Origin of the sequence: Actinomadura sp. WMMB 499 (genome assembly GCF_008824145.1) — a bacterium.
Lineage (GTDB): Bacteria > Actinomycetota > Actinomycetes > Streptosporangiales > Streptosporangiaceae > Spirillospora.
This window is the reverse complement of sequence record NZ_CP044407.1, coordinates 8,075,427-8,091,436: the sequence shown is the minus strand read 5'-3', so window position 1 is coordinate 8,091,436 and position 16,010 is coordinate 8,075,427. Positions and strand designations below refer to the sequence as shown.

16 protein-coding genes are annotated in these 16,010 nt (G+C 74.6%); 6 read left to right on the top strand and 10 right to left on the bottom strand.

Annotated elements, in window-relative coordinates:
- The first annotated feature begins 233 nt into the window (after positions 1-233).
- Complete coding sequence (locus F7P10_RS36850; RefSeq protein WP_254716840.1) at positions 234-1,046, top strand: polysaccharide deacetylase family protein; 813 nt, start codon at positions 234-236, stop codon at positions 1,044-1,046.
- Between the two features lie 133 nt (positions 1,047-1,179).
- On the opposite strand, the gene F7P10_RS36845 is transcribed toward F7P10_RS36850, so the two are convergent.
- Positions 1,180-2,625 (bottom strand): uracil-xanthine permease family protein, encoded by a 1,446-nt coding sequence (locus F7P10_RS36845; protein ID WP_151016670.1) that lies wholly within the window; start codon positions 2,623-2,625, stop codon positions 1,180-1,182.
- 140 nt (positions 2,626-2,765) lie between these two features.
- Positions 2,766-4,502: a PucR family transcriptional regulator gene (locus F7P10_RS36840; RefSeq protein WP_151016669.1), complete on the bottom strand. Its 1,737-nt coding sequence runs from the start codon at positions 4,500-4,502 to the stop codon at positions 2,766-2,768.
- 220 nt (positions 4,503-4,722) lie between these two features.
- On the opposite strand from F7P10_RS36840, the gene F7P10_RS36835 reads away from it, so the two are divergent.
- From F7P10_RS36835 to F7P10_RS36825, 3 genes are all read left to right on the top strand, one after another.
- Positions 4,723-5,667 carry a DUF2877 domain-containing protein gene (locus F7P10_RS36835; protein ID WP_151016668.1) on the top strand — a complete coding sequence of 315 codons (945 nt, stop codon included), beginning with the start codon at positions 4,723-4,725 and terminating at the stop codon, positions 5,665-5,667.
- A gap of 127 nt (positions 5,668-5,794) precedes the next feature.
- Entirely contained in the window at positions 5,795-6,730 is a 936-nt protein-coding gene (locus F7P10_RS36830) for an aldose 1-epimerase family protein (RefSeq protein WP_151016667.1), read from the top strand.
- Positions 6,727-7,944 (top strand): aldolase, encoded by a 1,218-nt coding sequence (locus F7P10_RS36825; RefSeq protein ID WP_151016666.1) that lies wholly within the window; start codon positions 6,727-6,729, stop codon positions 7,942-7,944. Before F7P10_RS36830 ends, F7P10_RS36825 begins: the two co-directional genes overlap by 4 nt.
- On the opposite strand, the gene F7P10_RS36820 is transcribed toward F7P10_RS36825, so the two are convergent.
- Positions 7,941-8,843, bottom strand: a complete 903-nt coding sequence (locus F7P10_RS36820; protein WP_151016665.1) for a nitroreductase/quinone reductase family protein — start codon at positions 8,841-8,843, stop codon at positions 7,941-7,943. The genes F7P10_RS36825 and F7P10_RS36820 overlap by 4 nt on opposite strands.
- A 92-nt stretch (positions 8,844-8,935) precedes the next feature.
- Here F7P10_RS36820 and F7P10_RS36815 point away from each other — a divergent pair, with 92 nt between their 5' ends.
- Positions 8,936-9,394 (top strand): MarR family winged helix-turn-helix transcriptional regulator, encoded by a 459-nt coding sequence (locus tag F7P10_RS36815; RefSeq protein ID WP_151016664.1) that lies wholly within the window; start codon positions 8,936-8,938, stop codon positions 9,392-9,394.
- Here F7P10_RS36815 and F7P10_RS36810 read toward each other — a convergent pair.
- The 4 genes from F7P10_RS36810 to F7P10_RS36795 are packed head-to-tail and all read right to left on the bottom strand — an operon-like array spanning position 9,372 to position 13,166.
- Positions 9,372-10,001 carry an NTP transferase domain-containing protein gene (locus F7P10_RS36810; RefSeq protein WP_151016663.1) on the bottom strand — a complete coding sequence of 210 codons (630 nt, stop codon included), beginning with the start codon at positions 9,999-10,001 and terminating at the stop codon, positions 9,372-9,374. The genes F7P10_RS36815 and F7P10_RS36810 overlap by 23 nt on opposite strands.
- The gene (locus F7P10_RS36805; protein ID WP_151016662.1) at positions 9,991-11,133 is read right to left on the bottom strand and encodes an XdhC family protein; all 1,143 of its coding nucleotides are present in this window, start codon (positions 11,131-11,133) and stop codon (positions 9,991-9,993) included. The genes F7P10_RS36810 and F7P10_RS36805 overlap by 11 nt, the downstream gene beginning before the upstream one ends.
- Positions 11,126-12,250, bottom strand: a complete 1,125-nt coding sequence (locus tag F7P10_RS36800) for a VWA domain-containing protein (protein WP_151016661.1) — start codon at positions 12,248-12,250, stop codon at positions 11,126-11,128. Before F7P10_RS36800 ends, F7P10_RS36805 begins: the two co-directional genes overlap by 8 nt.
- A gap of 7 nt (positions 12,251-12,257) precedes the next feature.
- Positions 12,258-13,166, bottom strand: coding sequence for a MoxR family ATPase (locus F7P10_RS36795; protein WP_254716839.1), 909 nt, complete (start codon positions 13,164-13,166; stop codon positions 12,258-12,260).
- Positions 13,167-13,324: 158 nt separating this feature from the next.
- Between F7P10_RS36795 and F7P10_RS36790 the strand changes: the two genes are divergently transcribed.
- The gene (locus F7P10_RS36790) at positions 13,325-13,972 is read left to right on the top strand and encodes a hypothetical protein (protein WP_151016660.1); all 648 of its coding nucleotides are present in this window, start codon (positions 13,325-13,327) and stop codon (positions 13,970-13,972) included.
- On the opposite strand, the gene F7P10_RS36785 is transcribed toward F7P10_RS36790, so the two are convergent.
- From F7P10_RS36785 to hisG, 3 genes are all read right to left on the bottom strand, one after another.
- Positions 13,931-14,605, bottom strand: coding sequence for a Uma2 family endonuclease (locus F7P10_RS36785; RefSeq protein WP_368077435.1), 675 nt, complete (start codon positions 14,603-14,605; stop codon positions 13,931-13,933). The genes F7P10_RS36790 and F7P10_RS36785 overlap by 42 nt on opposite strands.
- Before the next feature lie 83 nt (positions 14,606-14,688).
- Entirely contained in the window at positions 14,689-15,135 is a 447-nt protein-coding gene (locus F7P10_RS36780; protein WP_254716215.1) for a PH domain-containing protein, read from the bottom strand.
- Positions 15,128-16,003: an ATP phosphoribosyltransferase gene (hisG, locus tag F7P10_RS36775; protein ID WP_151016659.1), complete on the bottom strand. Its 876-nt coding sequence runs from the start codon at positions 16,001-16,003 to the stop codon at positions 15,128-15,130. Before hisG ends, F7P10_RS36780 begins: the two co-directional genes overlap by 8 nt.
- Positions 16,004-16,010: the final 7 nt, after the last annotated feature.

Genomic DNA, 16,010 nt, shown 5'->3' with positions numbered 1-16,010 from the left:
GCCGAGCGGAGGGCGGCGGAGCGGCGGCGGCCCCCTTGCCGCCGGGTGACAGTCGAATACACGCCGAAGATCGGGCAATTACGGCAGCGCGCGCCCGGGCATGATCAGATATGTCCCGTCGGATTCTCGCCGCGCGCCGCTCCCGCGCCGCGCGAGCACACCGGCGGCCCCCGGATGCCTGCTCGACCGAACGGAGAACGCGCCGAATGCGTGGGAAGACGCCCGTGACCGCGATGGTCGCCGCGGGAGTGCTCGGCCTGGCGGCGGGCGGCTGGCCCGTGGTGCGCGCGCAGGCCGGCGAGTCCGGGCCGTCCACCCGGTCGCAGCTCGCCTCGGCGCTCGCCGACCGGACCTTCCCGGCGCCGGAACCCGGTTCCTGGACGCCCCCGAAACCGGCGCCGGACGGCCTTCCCCCGATCATCACCGACATCGCGACGAAGGAACGCGTGGTGTTCCTGACGATCGATGACGGCTACGTCTACGACGCCGAGTTCGTGAACCTCGTCCGGAAGGAGAAGGTTCCGATCATGACGTTCCTGACCACCCGGTACGTCGAAGGGCACGGCCAGTACTTCTGGGCGATGAAGCGGGCCGGTTCCCCGATGGAGAACCACACGATCGGGCACCCCGACATGGCGACGCTCAGCCCGGCCGCGCAGAAGAAGGAGATCTGCGAGTCCTCCGACGTGATCGAGAAGCAGTACGGGCGGCGGCCGACGCTGTTCCGGCCGCCGTTCGGCAGCTACAACGAGACGACGCGGCGGGTCGCGAAGGACTGCGGCGTGAAGGCGCTCGTCATGTGGTCGGCCGAGTACTACAACGGGACGTCCGGGCCGGGCGTCGGATTCAACGGGTTCGCGCGCGGCGACGGCGGCCAGGGGTTCAAGCCCGGCGACATCATCCTGATGCACTTCCGCAAGGGGCTCGCGGGGCAGCTCGAGGCGTTCCTCGACAAGATCAGGAAGGCCGGGTTCCGGCCCGCGGCGCTGGAGAACTACCTGCCGGAGTCGCTCGGCGGGAACGCCCCCGACCGGGACGGCGCCTGAAATCCGGCGTATCCGGAGGATTCCCGGTTACGGGGTGCGGGCCGTCCCGCGCGTTCTATCGTCGTCCCGCCGGCGGGGTTGAGTCCCCCGCTCCCCGAGCAGCCCCGCCGGCACCGGCCCTCACTCCTGGCCCTCACTCCTGGCCGGGGCGGCGGCGCACCGGCCCGCCGATCTCGCTCTCTCCCGGCGCGATCACCCCGCCGCCCGCGGCGTCCGGGCGCCGCACCGCGTTCAGGGCGTGGTAACCGGCCAGGACGGCGATGGTGCCGAGGGCGATGCCGCCCAGCGGGAAGTCGTCGGTGATGGTCAGCGTCACGTTCCCGATCGCGAGGATCAGCGCCGCCGCGACCGGGACGAGGTTCACCGGATCGGCGAAGTCGACCCGGTTCTCGACCCAGATCTTCGCCCCGAGCAGGCCGATCATCCCGTACAGGACGACCGTGATCCCGCCGAGCACGCCGCCGGGCGTGGCGGCGACCAGCGCGCCGAACTTGGGGCAGAGCCCGAACAGGATCGCCACGAGCGCCGCGATGTAGTAGGCGGCCGTCGAGTAGATGCGGGTGGCGGCCATGACGCCGATGTTCTCGGCGTAGGTGGTGGTGGGCGCGCCGCCGACCGCGGACGCGAGGGTGGTGCCGACGCCGTCCGCGGCGAGGGCGCGGCCCAGCGAGGGGTTCAGGTCGTCGCCGGTCATCGCCGCCACCGCCTTGACGTGCCCGGTGTTCTCCGCGATCAGCGCGATGACCGGGGGCAGCGCCAGCAGGATCGCGGACGTCTTGAAGTCGGGCGCGTGCAGCGTCGGGAGCCCGAACCAGTCGGCGGACGAGACGGCGCCGAAGTCGACGCGGTCGTGCGCGAACGGGGTGGCGACGCAGTACGGGCCCTCGGACGCGCACGGGCGGCCCGCGGCGTCCAGCAGGTTCCGGCCCGGCAGCACCGAGGTGACGGGCCCGGCGAGGACGTCCAGGAACCAGGACAGGGCGAACCCGAACACCAGGGCGAGGAGGATCGCGATGCGCGCCCAGAACCCGCGCAGCAGGACCGTGCACAGGACGGCGAAGCACAGCGTCGCGAGGGCGACCCACTGGTCCTGCGGCCAGTAGGTGTCGGCGACGACGGGCGCGAGGTTGAAGCCGATCAGCATGACGACCGCGCCCGTCACCGCGGGCGGGAAGATCCGGTGGATCAGCTCGCCGCCCAGCAGGTGCACGGCGACGCCGACCAGCAGCAGGACGGCGCCGGTGACGAGGATCGCGCCGGTGACGGTGGCGCTGTCGCCGCCGCCCGCCCGGATCGCCGCGGCCACGCCGACGAACGAGGCGCTGCTGCCGAGGTAGCTCGGCACCTTGCCCTTCACGATCAGCAGGAACAGGACCGTCGCGAACCCCGACATCATGATCGCGAGGTTGGGGTCGAGGCCCATCAGCACGGGGAACACGAACGTCGCCCCGAACATCGCCACCACGTGCTGGGCGCCGATCCCGGCGGTGCGCGGCCAGGACAGGCGCTCGTCCGGACGGACGATCTCGCCCGGCGGCGGCGTCCGCCCGTCGCCGTGCAGCTTCCAGCCGATCTTCATCGGGTCCCTCCCGCTCCTGCGTCGCCGCTCCGTGCGGCACGGTAGATCTACCAGGCGGGAGGACGTGCGAACGGACCGGGGCGGTCCGGGTGCCCGCGTCGGCGCGGCCCCCGGACGACCACCGGTCGGTGCGACTACGCTCAGATACCTCGCATGCGCAGAACGTGAAGGGCGAGGGTGAGGTTGAGCCGCAGATGTGCGTCCTCGGTGAACGCGCCGAGCATCCGCTCCAGCTTGCCGATGCGGTACCGCAGCGTGTTGTAGTGGAAGTGGAGCCGGCGGGCGGTCTCGGCGACGTTGAGGTTGGTCTCCAGCAGCACCTGCAGGGTGCGGCGCAGGTCCACCAGCTCGGGCTCGGCGTCGGACGCCAGGTCGCCGAGGGTCTCGCGGACGAACGCGTGCAGCTCGTCCGGGTCCGACACCAGGCTCAGCAGCCGGTACACGCCGAGCTGGTCGAAGTGCGCGCGCGCCCCGGGACCGTGCAGCTGCCGCCCCACCCGGACGGCCTTGACCGCCTGCTCGTACGCCTCCGGCAGCGCGAGCGGGGAGTCCACGGTGCGGCTGACGCCGGTGGAGAACGTCCGCCGCACCGAGGACTGCTCCGCGAACAGCGCCGCCGCCTCTTTGATCATGGTCTGCAGCGGCGCGGACGGCAGTTCGGCCGAGCCGCCGTCGTCCCCGCCGATGATCGCGACGACCTCGTGGGCGAAGCTCACCACCGCCGCGCCGCGGTCGTGCCGCCGCGCGGCGGCCGTCCAGGCCGCGGCGAGCCGCTCCTGCGCGGACCGCTCCTCCGCGCCGCGCCCGCCGCGCGCGCCGCCGTCCTGCTCGCCGCCCGCTCCCCCGCCCGAGCCCCCGTTGCGGGCGCGCCCGTCCAGTTCGGCGACCACGACCATCATCGGGCGGTCGAGGTCCCAGCCGAAACCGTCGCAGTGCGCGATGATCCGGTCGTCGTCGCCCGCGCGGCCCGCCAGGACGTCCCGCAGGAAGTCGGCCCGGTACTTGCTCTCCACCGCCGCGACCGCCTGCTGCTTGGTCACCACCAGCGCGGTCACGGTCGCGGCGCGCTCGAGGATGCCGAGGTCGGTGCCGCGCAGCGCGCCGCCGGGACTGAACGCGATGATCCGGCCGTGGTCGAAGCCGCCCGCCATCACGGGCACGACCAGGTGGTCGGCGGTGCCGTGCGCTCCCGTGATGCCGCACCCGCAGGCCGCGTGCCGGCCCGCGTCGAACGCCCGCATCGCCTGGACGTCCTCGTCCGGCCCGGCGCCCGCGAGCACCCGCTGGTCGCCGTCCAGCACGACGACCGCGACGTCCAGCAGCGACGCGACCTCGTCGACGACCTCCTGGAGCCCGCCGCCGCACAGCACGATCTGGACGAGCGCGCGGTGCACCTCCTCGGTACGGGCGAGCACGGCCGCCTGCCGGTTCAGGATGTCGGTCAGCACCTGGTTGAGGATGTCGTCGAAGCCGACGCCCGGGGGGAGCAGGATCAGCGGGAAGCCGCGCCGGTCGGCCTGCGCGACCATCTCCGGCGGGACGGCGTCCAGGTAGCGGCCGAGCTTGATCGCGAGCGCCGCGAGGCCGCATTCGTCCAGGTCGGCGACCAGGTTGTCGAGGGACTGGGGGGTGTTGCGGAGCGGGTATCCGGTGGTGAGGAGGAGCTCGTTCGGCTTGACCCACGACAGGACGTCGGGGACCTCCATCACGTTGAGCCGCTGGACGACGCGGTCGAGTCCGGCGCGGCCGGCGATGAGGCGGGCGCCGTCCAGGGTGCTGACGCCGAGGACCTCGCCGACCGACAGGCCGTAGGTCAGGGTTCCGGTGCTGGCGAGCCTCAGGGCCGGTGGGCCCGGGTCCGCGCTGATGTAACTCATGCCAGGGGTCACCTCGCCTTTTGGTGCGTACATCGCCAGTTACGGCGTGATCGCTACCGGTTCCTGATCAACACTGACAACAAAGACGAACAATGACAAGAAGCCTTGGCACCTTTGTCCATACGGCCCGCGCGAGCGGCGATCTACCGTCGCGGCAGAGTCCGGGCCGCCCCGTCGACGAGGACGCGGGCGGCGCCCGTCACCGGCCTCGGGAGGTTCCGTGACCCCGCTAGTCCGCGATCCCGCACCGCTCCCCGCGCGGCCCGGAACCCGCCCGCCGGGCGCGCGCCCGGCCGGCGCCGGTGCCGCGAGCCTCGCCCTGCGGCCGCTGCTGGACGGCCCGCGCCGCCCCGCGCGCGTCATCGCCGTCTTCCCGGCGGCGGTGTACGCGGAGGTGCGCGGCGCGCCGGAGCCGCGGGTGCTGGCCGTGGTCGCCTCGGACGCCGCCCGCATGCCGAACGCCGTGGTCGTCCCGGCGGCCCGCCGCGACCGCCCGTTCCGCGCGGTGCGCGAGGGCGCCGACGCGATCGTCGGGGACGGCCGGGTCGAGACCGGCGGGTTCGCGGTGCGGGTGCGCCGCGAGTGGGACCCGGCGCCCGTCCTCGGACCGCTCCACCCCGCCGCGCTCGCCCGCGGCGTCCGGGCCGTGGAGTCCGCGTGCGCCGACGCGGAGATGACCGGCGGCGGCCTGGCCGGGCACCCGGACCCGGAGCTGCTCGCCGCCCGCTGCGCCGCCGGGGACCTCGCGGGCGCGGTGGAGGCCGCCGAGCGGATCGTGGGCCTCGGGCCGGGCCTCACGCCGAGCGGGGACGACATCCTGTGCGGGCTGCTCGTGGCGCTGCGGCTCGCGGGCGGCGCCGTCCGGCCCGGCGGGCGCGCGGTGTGGCTGGCCGACTGGCTGGGCGCGGCCGTCACCGCGGACGCCGGCACCCGCACCACCGCGCTCGCCGCGACGCTGCTGCACTGCGCGGCCGCGGGCGGCGCCGGCGTCGAGGTCGGCGCGGTGCTGCACTGCGCCGCCGGGACGCGGCCGGCGGACCCGGCGGTGCGGCGGCTGCTGGCCGTGGGCCACACCTCCGGCACCGACCTCGCCTGCGGGCTCCTCGCGGGCTGCCGCGCGGCGATCGCGCTGGCGGGCCCCCGCTGGATGAACCGGGCCGTCTGAACCACGCCCAACGAACGGGGCGGACGAGCGGGGCGGACGAGCGGGCCGGACGAGCGGGGCCGGACGGGTCCGCGCGGGCCCGCGCACGGCGCCGTGTGGTGGCGCTGCACTGGGGTAACGTCCGGGTATGACCGAAATGATCACCGGGGCACAGTACGCGCTCGCCGCCGGGCCGTACCGGGCCGTCGTCACCGAGTCGGGCGCGAGCCTGCGCGCGCTGACCCTGCTCGCGGACGGCGGGCTCGCGGACGGCGGGGACGAGCGGCCGCTCGTGCTGACCCACGGCGCGGACGAGCCGGCCCCGGCGGCGTTCGGGAGCCTGCTGATCCCGTGGCCGAACCGCGTCGACCGCGGCCGGTACCGGTACGCCGGGAAGCCGTATCAGCTCGACCTGTCGGAGCCCGAGAACGACTGCGCGATCCACGGGCTCGTCCGGTGGGCGCCCTGGACGCTCGCCGAGCGTGAGCCGCACCGGGTGCGGCTGGCGCACCGGCTGCTCGCGTCCGGCGGGTACCCGTTCCGGCTCGACCTCGAGGCCGAGTACGTCCTGGACGCCGAGGCCGGCCTGACCGTCCGGCTGAGCGCGCACAACCCGGGGAACGTCACCGCCCCGTACGGGCACGGCGCCCACCCGTACCTCACCGTCGGCGTGCCGATCGACCGCTGCACCGTCACGCTCGACGCCGCCCGGTACCTCCCGGTGGACGGCCGGATGATCCCGTCCGGGCCCGCGAAGGACGTCGCGGGCACCCGCCGGGACCTGCGCGCGGGCCCCGCGCTCGGCGACCGGAAGATCGACAACGCGTACACGGACCTGGGCCGGGACGCGGACGGCCGCTGCTGGACGACGCTCAGCGGCGGCGGCCGGTCGGTGCGGCTGTGGTCCGACGAGGCGCACCCCTGGATGGAGATCTACACCGCCGACGCGGCCCCCGAACCGCGCGCCGGGCTCGGCGTGGAGCCGATGACGTGCCCGCCGAACGCGTTCGCGTCCGGTGAAGGAGTGATCGATCTCGAGCCCGGCGCCACATTCCGCGGATCTTGGGGGATCATGGCCGGGTGAACCTCAGCTCCGCCTCGCTCGACGACCTGTCCGCCCGCATCGCCGCCGTCCGCGACGAGCACCGCGAACGCCTGCCCGGCGGCGCCGACGGCCGCCGACCGGTGCACACGGTGTACGTCCCGGCGGACCGGTTCGCCGCCTCGACGCCCGCCGACTTCGGCGCCGAGGCGCTGCGACTGCTCAACACCCACACCCCGGGCGACGGGTCCTTCGGCGCCGCGTTCGGCCTCGACCCGGAGGTGGCCGGGCAGGTCCGGGAGCGGGTCGCGGCCAAGCTGGCCGCCGAACCGGTCGAGGACCTCCGGATCGACTTCGAGGACGGCTACGGCACCCGCCCGGACGCCGAAGAGGACGCGCACGTCGCCCGGGTCGTCGAGGCCGTGGCGGCCGCGTACGAGGTGAAGGGGCTGCCCCACTACTGGGGGCTGCGGGTCAAGTCGTTCGCCGACGGCGGCCACGAGCGGGCGATGCGGACCCTCGACGGGTTCCTCACCTCGCTGCGGGACCGGCTCGGGCGCCTGCCCGGCGGGTTCACGATCACGTTCCCGAAGGTGATCGCCGCCGAGCACGTCGCGCTGTTCACCGAGTACCTCGACCGGCTGGAGACCGCCCTCGGCCTGCCCGCCGGGATCCTGCGCTTCGAGATCCAGGTGGAGACCCCCGAGTCGGTCTTCGACGCGGACGGGCGGGTCGCGGCGCCCGCCCTGGTCCGGGCGGCCGCGGGCCGGCTGACCGGCGCCCACTTCGGCGTGTTCGACTACACCGCCGCCATCGGGCTCTCCCCGGACGAGCAGCGCCTCGACCATCCGGCGTGCGACTTCGCGCGGCACGTCATGCAGGTCGGGTTCGCCGGATCCGGGGTGCGGCTGTCGGACGGCTCCACCAACGTCGTCCCGCGCGACGACGGCGCGGGCGAGGTCAACGCGGCCTGGGCGGCGCACGCCGCGCACGTCCGGCACTCGCTGCGGCACGGCTTCCACCAGGGCTGGGACCTGCACCCCGCGCACCTGCCCAGCCGCTACGCCGTCGTGTACGGCCACCACCTGACCGGCGTGGACGACGTCATCGCGCGGGTGCGGGCCTGGCGGGAGGGGGCCGGGGGCGGGGGCGGCGTGCTGGACGAGCCCGCGACGATCAGTGCGCTGACCGACCGGCTCCGCCGCGCCGTCGACTGCGGTGCGCTCGACGAGTCCGCCGTCCCGCCCCTGCCCTAGCCCGCCGCGCCGTCGCGCGCCTCGAGTTCCGGCGGCCCGGACCGCCACAGCGGGCCGACCGCGTTGAGGACCCCGCCGAGTTGCTCCTCCTCGTAGGCGAAGTGCGCCTCGAGGCGGCCGATCATGCCCTCCAGTTCCGCCCGCACCCGGGCGGGATCGTGGTCGCCCGGGTCCTCGACCAGTTCGAGCAGGCGGCGGCGGGTCTCGGTGACCTGGACGTGCTCCCGGCGAAGCCGCGCCAGGACGGGCGCCAGGCCCGGGAACCGCGCGGCGAGCCGCGGGAACGCGCGGGCCTCCTCGCCGTCATGGTGCTCGCCGAGGACGTCGCAGACCGACACGCAGTGCTCGCGCAGCCGCCGTCCGAGGTCGGGCGCGCGAGCGGCCCGCCCGTCCGGGACGGCGAGGATCTCGGCCCGCAGGTCCGCGAGGCGGCCCCGCAGGTCGTCGTGGATCCGCGCCAGCTCGTCGCCGAGCGCCCACGCGCGCCCGGCCGCGGACGCCCGGTGCAGCGCGACGACGGGGATCACCCGGTCGGTCTGCCGCTGGTACTCGGCGTACGCGGGGACGCGCTCGCCCTGCAGCGAGTAGATGCGGTCGCGCTCGTCCCCGTCCACCGGGAGCGCGACGCCGTCGAACGTCTCGGCGCCGATCTCCACGGTGACGCGGGGGTCGGCGCGGACGTTGCGGTACCAGGCGGGATCGTCGGGCGCCCCCGCGTTGGACGCGAACACGAACAGCACGCCGTCCCGCTCCAGGTATCCGAGCGGCGTGACGTGCGGGCGTCCGCTCTTGACCCCGGTGCCGGTCAGCAGCAGCAGGTCGGCGCCTTCGAAGGGTCCGCCGACCTTCCCGCCGTTCGCCCGGAACTCCTCGATGATCGGCCGGTTCCAGTCGCTCATGGCACGATCTCCTATCCTGCGAGTGCACGCACAACAGATTTGCTTTGCAAGCAAAAATACTTTCTAGACAAAGCTATTTTGGAAGCATAGGTATGTCAACCGGAGACGATGTCGACGAGGGCGTCCGCACGATGCTGCTGCTGATGCCCCGGCTGGTCGGGGCCGCCAAGCGGATCAAACCCCCGCCGGAGCTGGCCGGCTTCGACCTGGCGCCGCGGCACCTGTCGATGCTCGCCTACCTGCTCTTCGACGGGCCGATGGGCGTCACCGAACTCGCGGGACGGCTCGAGGTCGCGCCCGCGACGGTGAGCCTCATGGTCGGCGACCTCAGCAGGCAGGGGATCCTGGAGCGGCGCGAGGACCCCGGCGACCGGCGCCGCACCATCGTCGGGGTCACCGCCGAGCACCTTCCGGCGATCCAGGGGTGGCTGGGGCACAGCGCCGGCGCCTGGCGCACCGCGCTCGAGCCCCTCTCCCCCGCGGAGCGCCGAACGTTCGTCGACACCCTGCTGGCCTACGAGCGCGCGCTCAGCGGGGCGGGCGGCGGGTGAAGGACTCCAGGTCGTCCGGGGTGTCGATGTCGTCGGGCACCGCGACGCCGTCGCACGGCACGGGCGTCACCAGGTCGGGGCGGGAGCGCAGGAACGCGCGGGCGCCCCGGTCCCCGACCGCGGACTCCGCCGCGGCGGCGACGTGCTCGGCCGCCAGCAGGACCGGGTTGCGCGGCGCACCGCCGTAGGTCGCGACGGCGATCCGCGCGCCGCCGGTGTACGCGCCGATCAGCCGGGCGACCGCCGCGGCCGTCACCCCCGGCTGGTCGACCAGCGCCACGACCACGGCCGGGCAGCCCGGCGGCAGCGCGGCCAGCCCGGCGCGCAGCGACGACCCCATGCCCTCCCGCCATTCCGGGTTGGGCACGACGACCGCCCCCGCGACCTCCACCGGCGCGGCCCCCGACACCACGAGCACGGGCGCGCACCCGGCGTCGCGCAGCGTCCGGACGCCCCGGTCGACGAGCCGCTCGCCGCCCAGTTCCAGCAGCGCCTTCGGACGGCCGAACCGGCGGCCCGCGCCCGCCGCCAGCAGCAGCCCGGCGACCCGCCCCCCGCCGGCCCCGGCCGCCCGGCCGCGACCGGGCGGGGCCGCCTCACCCGCCATCGGCGTCGCCGTGGTGCGCCTCCGGGCCGTGGATGCGGCCGTCGGTCTCGGTCAGCGGGCGGCCCGACCCGCCCCACCGCAGCTGCACCAGCTCCGCCGCGATCGACACCGCGGTCTCCTCCGGCGTGCGGGCGCCGAGGTCGAGGCCGATCGGCGACCGCAGCCGCGCCAGCTCGCCCTCGGTGAGGCCCGCCTCGCGCAGCCGGGCCAGCCGGTCGTCGTGGGTGCGGCGCGACCCCATCGCACCCACGTACCCGGCCTCCGTGCGCAGCGCGATCTCCAGCAGCGGCACGTCGAACTTCGGGTCGTGCGTCAGGACGCAGATCGCCGTGCGCTCGTCGACGGTCTCCCCCGCGAGGTACCGGTGCGGCCACTGGACGATCACCTCGTCGGCGTCCGGGAACCGCTTCGGCGTCGCGAACACCGGACGCGCGTCGCACACCGTCACCCGGTACCCGAGGAACCGGCCGATCCGCGCGACGGCCGCCGCGAAGTCGATCGCGCCGAACACCAGCAGCCGCGGCGGCGGCGCGAACGCGTGGACGAACACCTCGAGGTCGTCCAGCCGACGCTCCCCCTCGGGCCCGTACCGCCGCACCCCGGTGACGCCCTGCGCGAGCATCCCCCGCGCGTCGTCGTCGACCGCCGCGTCCAGCCGGGCCGCGAACGCCGCGCCGGGCGCGAGCGTCCCCGCCGCCCGGTCCGGCCACACCACGCGCCGCGCGCCGATCCGGCCGGGCCCGCCGACGACCGTCGCGACCGCCACCGGTTCGCCCTTCTCCACCGCCGCCGCCACATCGCCGAACTCCGGGAACGTCTCCGGGCCGACCGGCTCGACCAGCACGTCCAGGATCCCGCCGCAGGTCAGCCCGACCGCGAACGCGTCGTCGTCGCTGACCCCGTACCGCCGCACCACCGCCTCGCCGGACGCCAGCACCTCCCGCGCCACCTCGTACACCGCGCCCTCGACGCACCCGCCGGACACGCTCCCGGCCGCCTCCCCGTCCGCCGACACCGCCATCGCGGCCCCCGGCGGGCGCGGCGCGCTGCGGAACGTCCGCACCACGGTCGCCAGCCCGAACGTCTCCCCGGCGGCGTACCAGCCGTCGATGTCCTGCAGCACGTCACGCATGGGCGGTCGTCCCTCCGGTGCCCGCGACGAGGCGGGCGAGATGTTCGAGTGCGGCCAGGCTGTGCCCGGACGTGAAGTCGTCGACGTACGGGAGGGCCGCCGCCATCCCGGCGGTGAGCGGCTCGTAGCCCGGCCGAGCCTTGTGCGGGTTCGCCCAGATCACCCGGTGCGCGAGCCGGTGCAGCCGGGCCATCTGCTCGCCGAGCAGCCCCGCGTCGCCGCGCTCCCAGCCGTCGGACGCGACGACCACGATCGCGCCGCGGGCCATGCCGGGCCGGCCGAACCGGTCGAGGAACTCCCGCAGCTCCTCGCCGAGGCGGGTGCCGCCGCTCCAGTCGGGGATCGCCGCGGACGCCGCGGCCAGCGCCGCGTCCGGGTCGCGGCCGCCCAGCTGCCGGGTGACGCGGGTCAGGCGCGTCCCGGCCGTGAACACCTCGGCCGTCCGGCCCCCGGCCCGCGCGGCGGCGTGCGCGAAGCGCAGCAGCGCGTCCGCGTACGGGGCCATCGAGCCGCTCACGTCGACGATCAGCACCACGCGGCGGGGCCGGACGCGGTGCGTCCGGTGCCGCAGCAGCGCCGTCTCGCCGCCGCGCCGGAGCGTCTCCCGGACGGTCCGGGCCGGGTCGAGGCGGCCGGCGGGGGCGGGCGCGAACCGGCGGGAGCGGCGCGGCTCGGCGCCCGCGTCCAGCACCGCGATCAGCCGGGCGACCTCGGCGCGCTCGGCGGGGCCGAGCTTCGAGACGTCCCGTTCCCGCAGGACCTCCGACGGGCTCGCGGTGGCCGCCCGCGCGTCGCCGCTCCCGTCGTCGCTCCCGTCGCCGTCCCCGGCGGGGTCGGCAGCGGGGATCCGGCGCACCACGACCGGGGGCCTGCTCCGTGGGCGCGCCGTCTCGCCGGAGAAGTACGCGGCGAAGGCCCGGTCGTAGCGCGGCAGGTCGTCCGGGCCCGCGCACAGCGTGAGACGTCCCGCCCAGTACACCTCGGACGGGTCGAGGACGTCGAGGTGCCGCAGCGCCGCGACCATCGCCTGCAGGCGCTCGGGGTCGGCGGCGCCGCCCGCCGCGCGCAGCGTCCGGGCGAACCCGGCGAGGGTCCCGATGACGTCTCCGCCCTCCACCGCCGCGTCAGCCCCCGCCGAGCAGGGCGCCGCCGCGCTCCTGGTCCTCGCGGTACTTCAGCACGGCGCCGAGCGTCACCGCCGCCGTGCCCGGATCCAGCTCGCGGGCGCCGAGCGCCAGCAGCGCCTCGGTCCAGTCGAGGGTCTCGGCGACGCCGGGCGGCTTGAGCAGCCCGCCGCCCCGCAGCCGCCGCGCGGCGTCCGCGACCTGACCCGCCAGGTGCGCGGTCGCGTCCGGCAGCCGCCGCCGGATGATCGCGACCTCCCGCTCGAACGACGGGTGCTCCAGCCAGTGGTAGAGGCAGCGCCGCTTCAGCGCGTCGTGCACCTCCCGGGTGCGGTTGGACGTGACGACGACGACCGGCGGGCGCTCCGCGCGGATCGTCCCGAGTTCGGGCACCGTGATCGTGAAGTCGCTGAGGATCTCGAGCAGGAACGCCTCGAACTCGTCGTCGGCGCGGTCGAGCTCGTCGACCAGCAGGACGCTCGGCGAGGTCTCGAGGGCCCGCAGCAGCGGCCGCGCCAGCAGGAACCGGCGGTCGTACAGCTCGCCCTCGAGGCGCGCGGCGTCGGCCGTCCCGGCGGCCTCGGCGGCGCGCAGGTGCAGGATCTGGCGCGGGAAGTCCCAGTCGTAGAGCGCCTGCGACGCGTCGAGCCCCTCGTAGCACTGCAGCCGGATCAGCGGCGCCCGCAGCGCCCGCGCCAGCGTCTTGGCCAGCTCGGTCTTGCCGACGCCGGCCTCGCCCTCCAGGAACAGCGGCCGTCCCATGCGCAGCGCGAGGAAGCACGCCGTGGCCAGGCCGTCGTCGCACAGGTAGCCGTGCCGGTCCAGCAGGCCCGCCAGGTCCGCGGGCGAGGCGGCCGCCTCCCCGGCCCCGCCGCCACCGAAAGGGCCGCCTTCCACTGTGTCAGCCACCACAGCGCCAGGCTATACACCGAGATCGCGAATCGCCCATACCGGGTACCGTTTCCCCTTGTCGGCCGCACTCCGCTGACCGTCCCGCGCCTCCGCACGGACGCCGGCCGCGACGGAGCACGGAGGGACGTGAGGGACGGGCAGGGAGGGGGCGGGGCATGCGCGACGGTTCGCTCGCCGCGCTCGTGGTGCTCGGCGCGTTCCACGGGCTGAATCCGGCGATGGGCTGGCTGTTCGCCGTGACGCGCGGCCTGCAGGAACGCGGCCGCGCGCCGGTCGTGGGGGCACTGCCCCCGATCGCCGCGGGGCACGCGGCGTCCATCGGCGCGGTCGCCGTCCTCGTGTCCCTCGCGGGCACGGTCGTCCCGCCCCGGACGCTGGCGGTGGGCGGCGGCGTCCTGCTGGTCGGCTTCGGGCTGTGGCTGCTGACCGCGGGACGTCGCGCGGGGCACCGGCCGCCCGCGCCGGTCGGGACGTGGCGGCTCGCGGGCTGGTCGTTCGTCATGTCGTCCATGCACGGCGCGGGCCTGATGCTGGTGCCGCTGCTCACCCCGTCCGCGGCGCCCGCCGTGGCGGGCCATCACGATCACGGTCTCGCGGAGGCGTCCGGCAGCGCGCTGTCCGCGGGGATCTTCGTGACGGCCGTGCACACCCTCGCGATGCTCGCCGTCGCCGGGATCGTCGCCGTGCTCGTCTACGAACTCGTCGGCCCGGCGATCCTCCGCCGGACCTGGTGGGACCTGGACCGTCTCTGGGCCGCCGCCCTACTCCTCGCCGGCGCCTTCACCCTCGTCACGGCCGCGTGACCGGGCGTTACCGCGGCCGCGCCGGTCGATGGCGTTCAGATCGATCTCGATCTCGAACGGGACGGCGACCTTGAGGGTGCCGTGGTGAATGCCGGTCAGGTGGTACGCGTCGTCCACCGGATCGAGGACATAGACGTAGACGACCGTACGGTCGCCGTCCTTCTCCATCCTCCAGTAATGGCGGATCCCGGCGGCGGCGTACCTGCGGGGCTTGATCTCCCGGTCACGTTCCACGGAATCCGGGGAAACGGCTTCGACCGCGAGAACGACGTCCTCCGACTCGAAATGGGTGCGATCGAGGTCCAGGACCTCGGCCCTGATCACCGACACGTCCGGCTCTGGTGCCTGTCGCTGCGACAACCGGACGGTCATCTCGTTAACGGCCTCCAACTCCGGCGGTGCTTGGCGGCTCAGCTCATGCACGATGTGCATGATGGCCCACGCGTGCCAGACCGTCTGCGGACTCACGAAGACCAGGCTCCCGTCGATCAGCTCCGTATGCCGAGGGAGACCGCGCATGTCGAGGAACTGGTCGGCGGTGAAGCCACCCGGCGGGGGGATGACCCAGTCTGGCAGTGACTCAACGTCCATGAGGCCACTTTCCGCATACAGTTCGACACTCTGTGCGCTCACGCGTCCACTGTCGCACATGAACACGCCTCTGGTCTTGGTTACAGCCTACCGAGCGGGACTTGTACGGACGGCGGGTCTCGCCGTCAGGTGACGTCCGGGGTCTCGGAACGGGCCTTCAGCAGGGCGGCCAGCTCGGCGACCTGGCGCGAGGCGCGGGCCTTCTCGGCGCCGTTGATGCCCATGGCGCCGAGCGCGGTCCCGTCGGACAGGTCGAGGCGCGGCCAGGGGTCACCGACGGTCATCGTGACGTCCAGGACCTCCGGCCACTCGAGGCGGCGGGTGCGGAACGCGTTGACGACCGTCAGGCCGGACTCGTCCGCGGTGACGCGGCAGCGGGCCAGCATGTGCAGGATCCAGGCGAGGCCGAGGCCGAACAGCACCATCAGGGCACGGTCGACGACCGTGAACTGGGGCGCCACGAACACGGCGAGCACGATCATGGCCAGGATGATCGCGCCCGCCGTGGCGTAGGCGACGAGCCGGGTGGTGCGGGGGCGCCACTCGGCCGGCAGGGCCGGGTTCTCAGTCAACGATCTTGGAGATGGGGATCTCGAGGATGTCGTGGGCGCCCGCGGCCTTCAGTGCCGGGATCAGGGTGTTGACGCCGCGCTTGGCGACGACCGACTCGACCGCGTTGGACTCGCCCCCGGCGAGGGACGTGACCGTGGGCGACGACATCGACGGCATGATGTCGAGGACGGCCCGCAGGTCGGCCTGCGCGACGTTCAGCTTGAGCAGCACGTTGCCGCGGGCGCGGATCGCGCCCTGCAGGAGGAGCGCGACGTCCTCCATCGCGGCGCGCTTCTCCGCGTCCTCGTAGGCCTCGCGGTTCGCGACCAGCTCGGTGTAGCTGGTGAGGAGCGTGTCGAGGATCCGCAGCCCGTTCTTGCGCAGCGACGAGCCGGTCTCGGTGAGGTCGACGATCGCGTCCACGATGTCGGGCACCTTCGCCTCGGTCGCGCCGTAGGACGGGACGACCTTGGCCTTCACGCCGTGCTGCTCGAGGAACCGCTTGGTCATCGCCGGGAACTCGGTGGAGATCCGGACGCCCTCGGGCAGGTCGGACACGCTCTTCCAGGGCGCGTCCTCGGGCACAGCCATGATCACGCGGACCGGGTTCGAGGTGGCCTTGGAGTACTTCAGCTCGCCGAGGCTCACGACCTCGGAGTCGGTCTCGGTGATCCAGTCGCGGCCGGTGATGCCGAGGTCGAACAGGCCCTGCTCGAGGTAGGTCGGGATCTCCTGCGGGCGCAGGACGCGGACGCGGTCGATGCGCGGGTCGTCGATGGAGGCGCGGTAGTCGCGGTCCGAGGCGCGCCGGACGGTGAGGTCGGCGGCGTCGAACAGCTGCATGGTCGCCTTCTCCAGCGACCCCTTGGGCAGGACGAGTGACAGCACGGAAGGT

Coding starts and splice junctions, on each gene's coding strand:
- F7P10_RS36810 (WP_151016663.1), bottom strand. CDS start 10,001: ATGGCGGGTGAGGCGGCCCCGCCCGGTCGCGGCCGGGCGGCCGGGGCC.
- F7P10_RS36830 (WP_151016667.1), top strand. CDS start 5,795: ATGACCGAAATGATCACCGGGGCACAGTACGCGCTCGCCGCCGGGCCG.
- F7P10_RS36820 (WP_151016665.1), bottom strand. CDS start 8,843: ATGAGCGACTGGAACCGGCCGATCATCGAGGAGTTCCGGGCGAACGGC.
- F7P10_RS36815 (WP_151016664.1), top strand. CDS start 8,936: ATGTCAACCGGAGACGATGTCGACGAGGGCGTCCGCACGATGCTGCTG.
- F7P10_RS36790 (WP_151016660.1), top strand. CDS start 13,325: ATGCGCGACGGTTCGCTCGCCGCGCTCGTGGTGCTCGGCGCGTTCCAC.
- F7P10_RS36850 (WP_254716840.1), top strand. CDS start 234: ATGGTCGCCGCGGGAGTGCTCGGCCTGGCGGCGGGCGGCTGGCCCGTG.
- F7P10_RS36845 (WP_151016670.1), bottom strand. CDS start 2,625: ATGAAGATCGGCTGGAAGCTGCACGGCGACGGGCGGACGCCGCCGCCG.
- F7P10_RS36840 (WP_151016669.1), bottom strand. CDS start 4,502: ATGAGTTACATCAGCGCGGACCCGGGCCCACCGGCCCTGAGGCTCGCC.
- F7P10_RS36805 (WP_151016662.1), bottom strand. CDS start 11,133: ATGCGTGACGTGCTGCAGGACATCGACGGCTGGTACGCCGCCGGGGAG.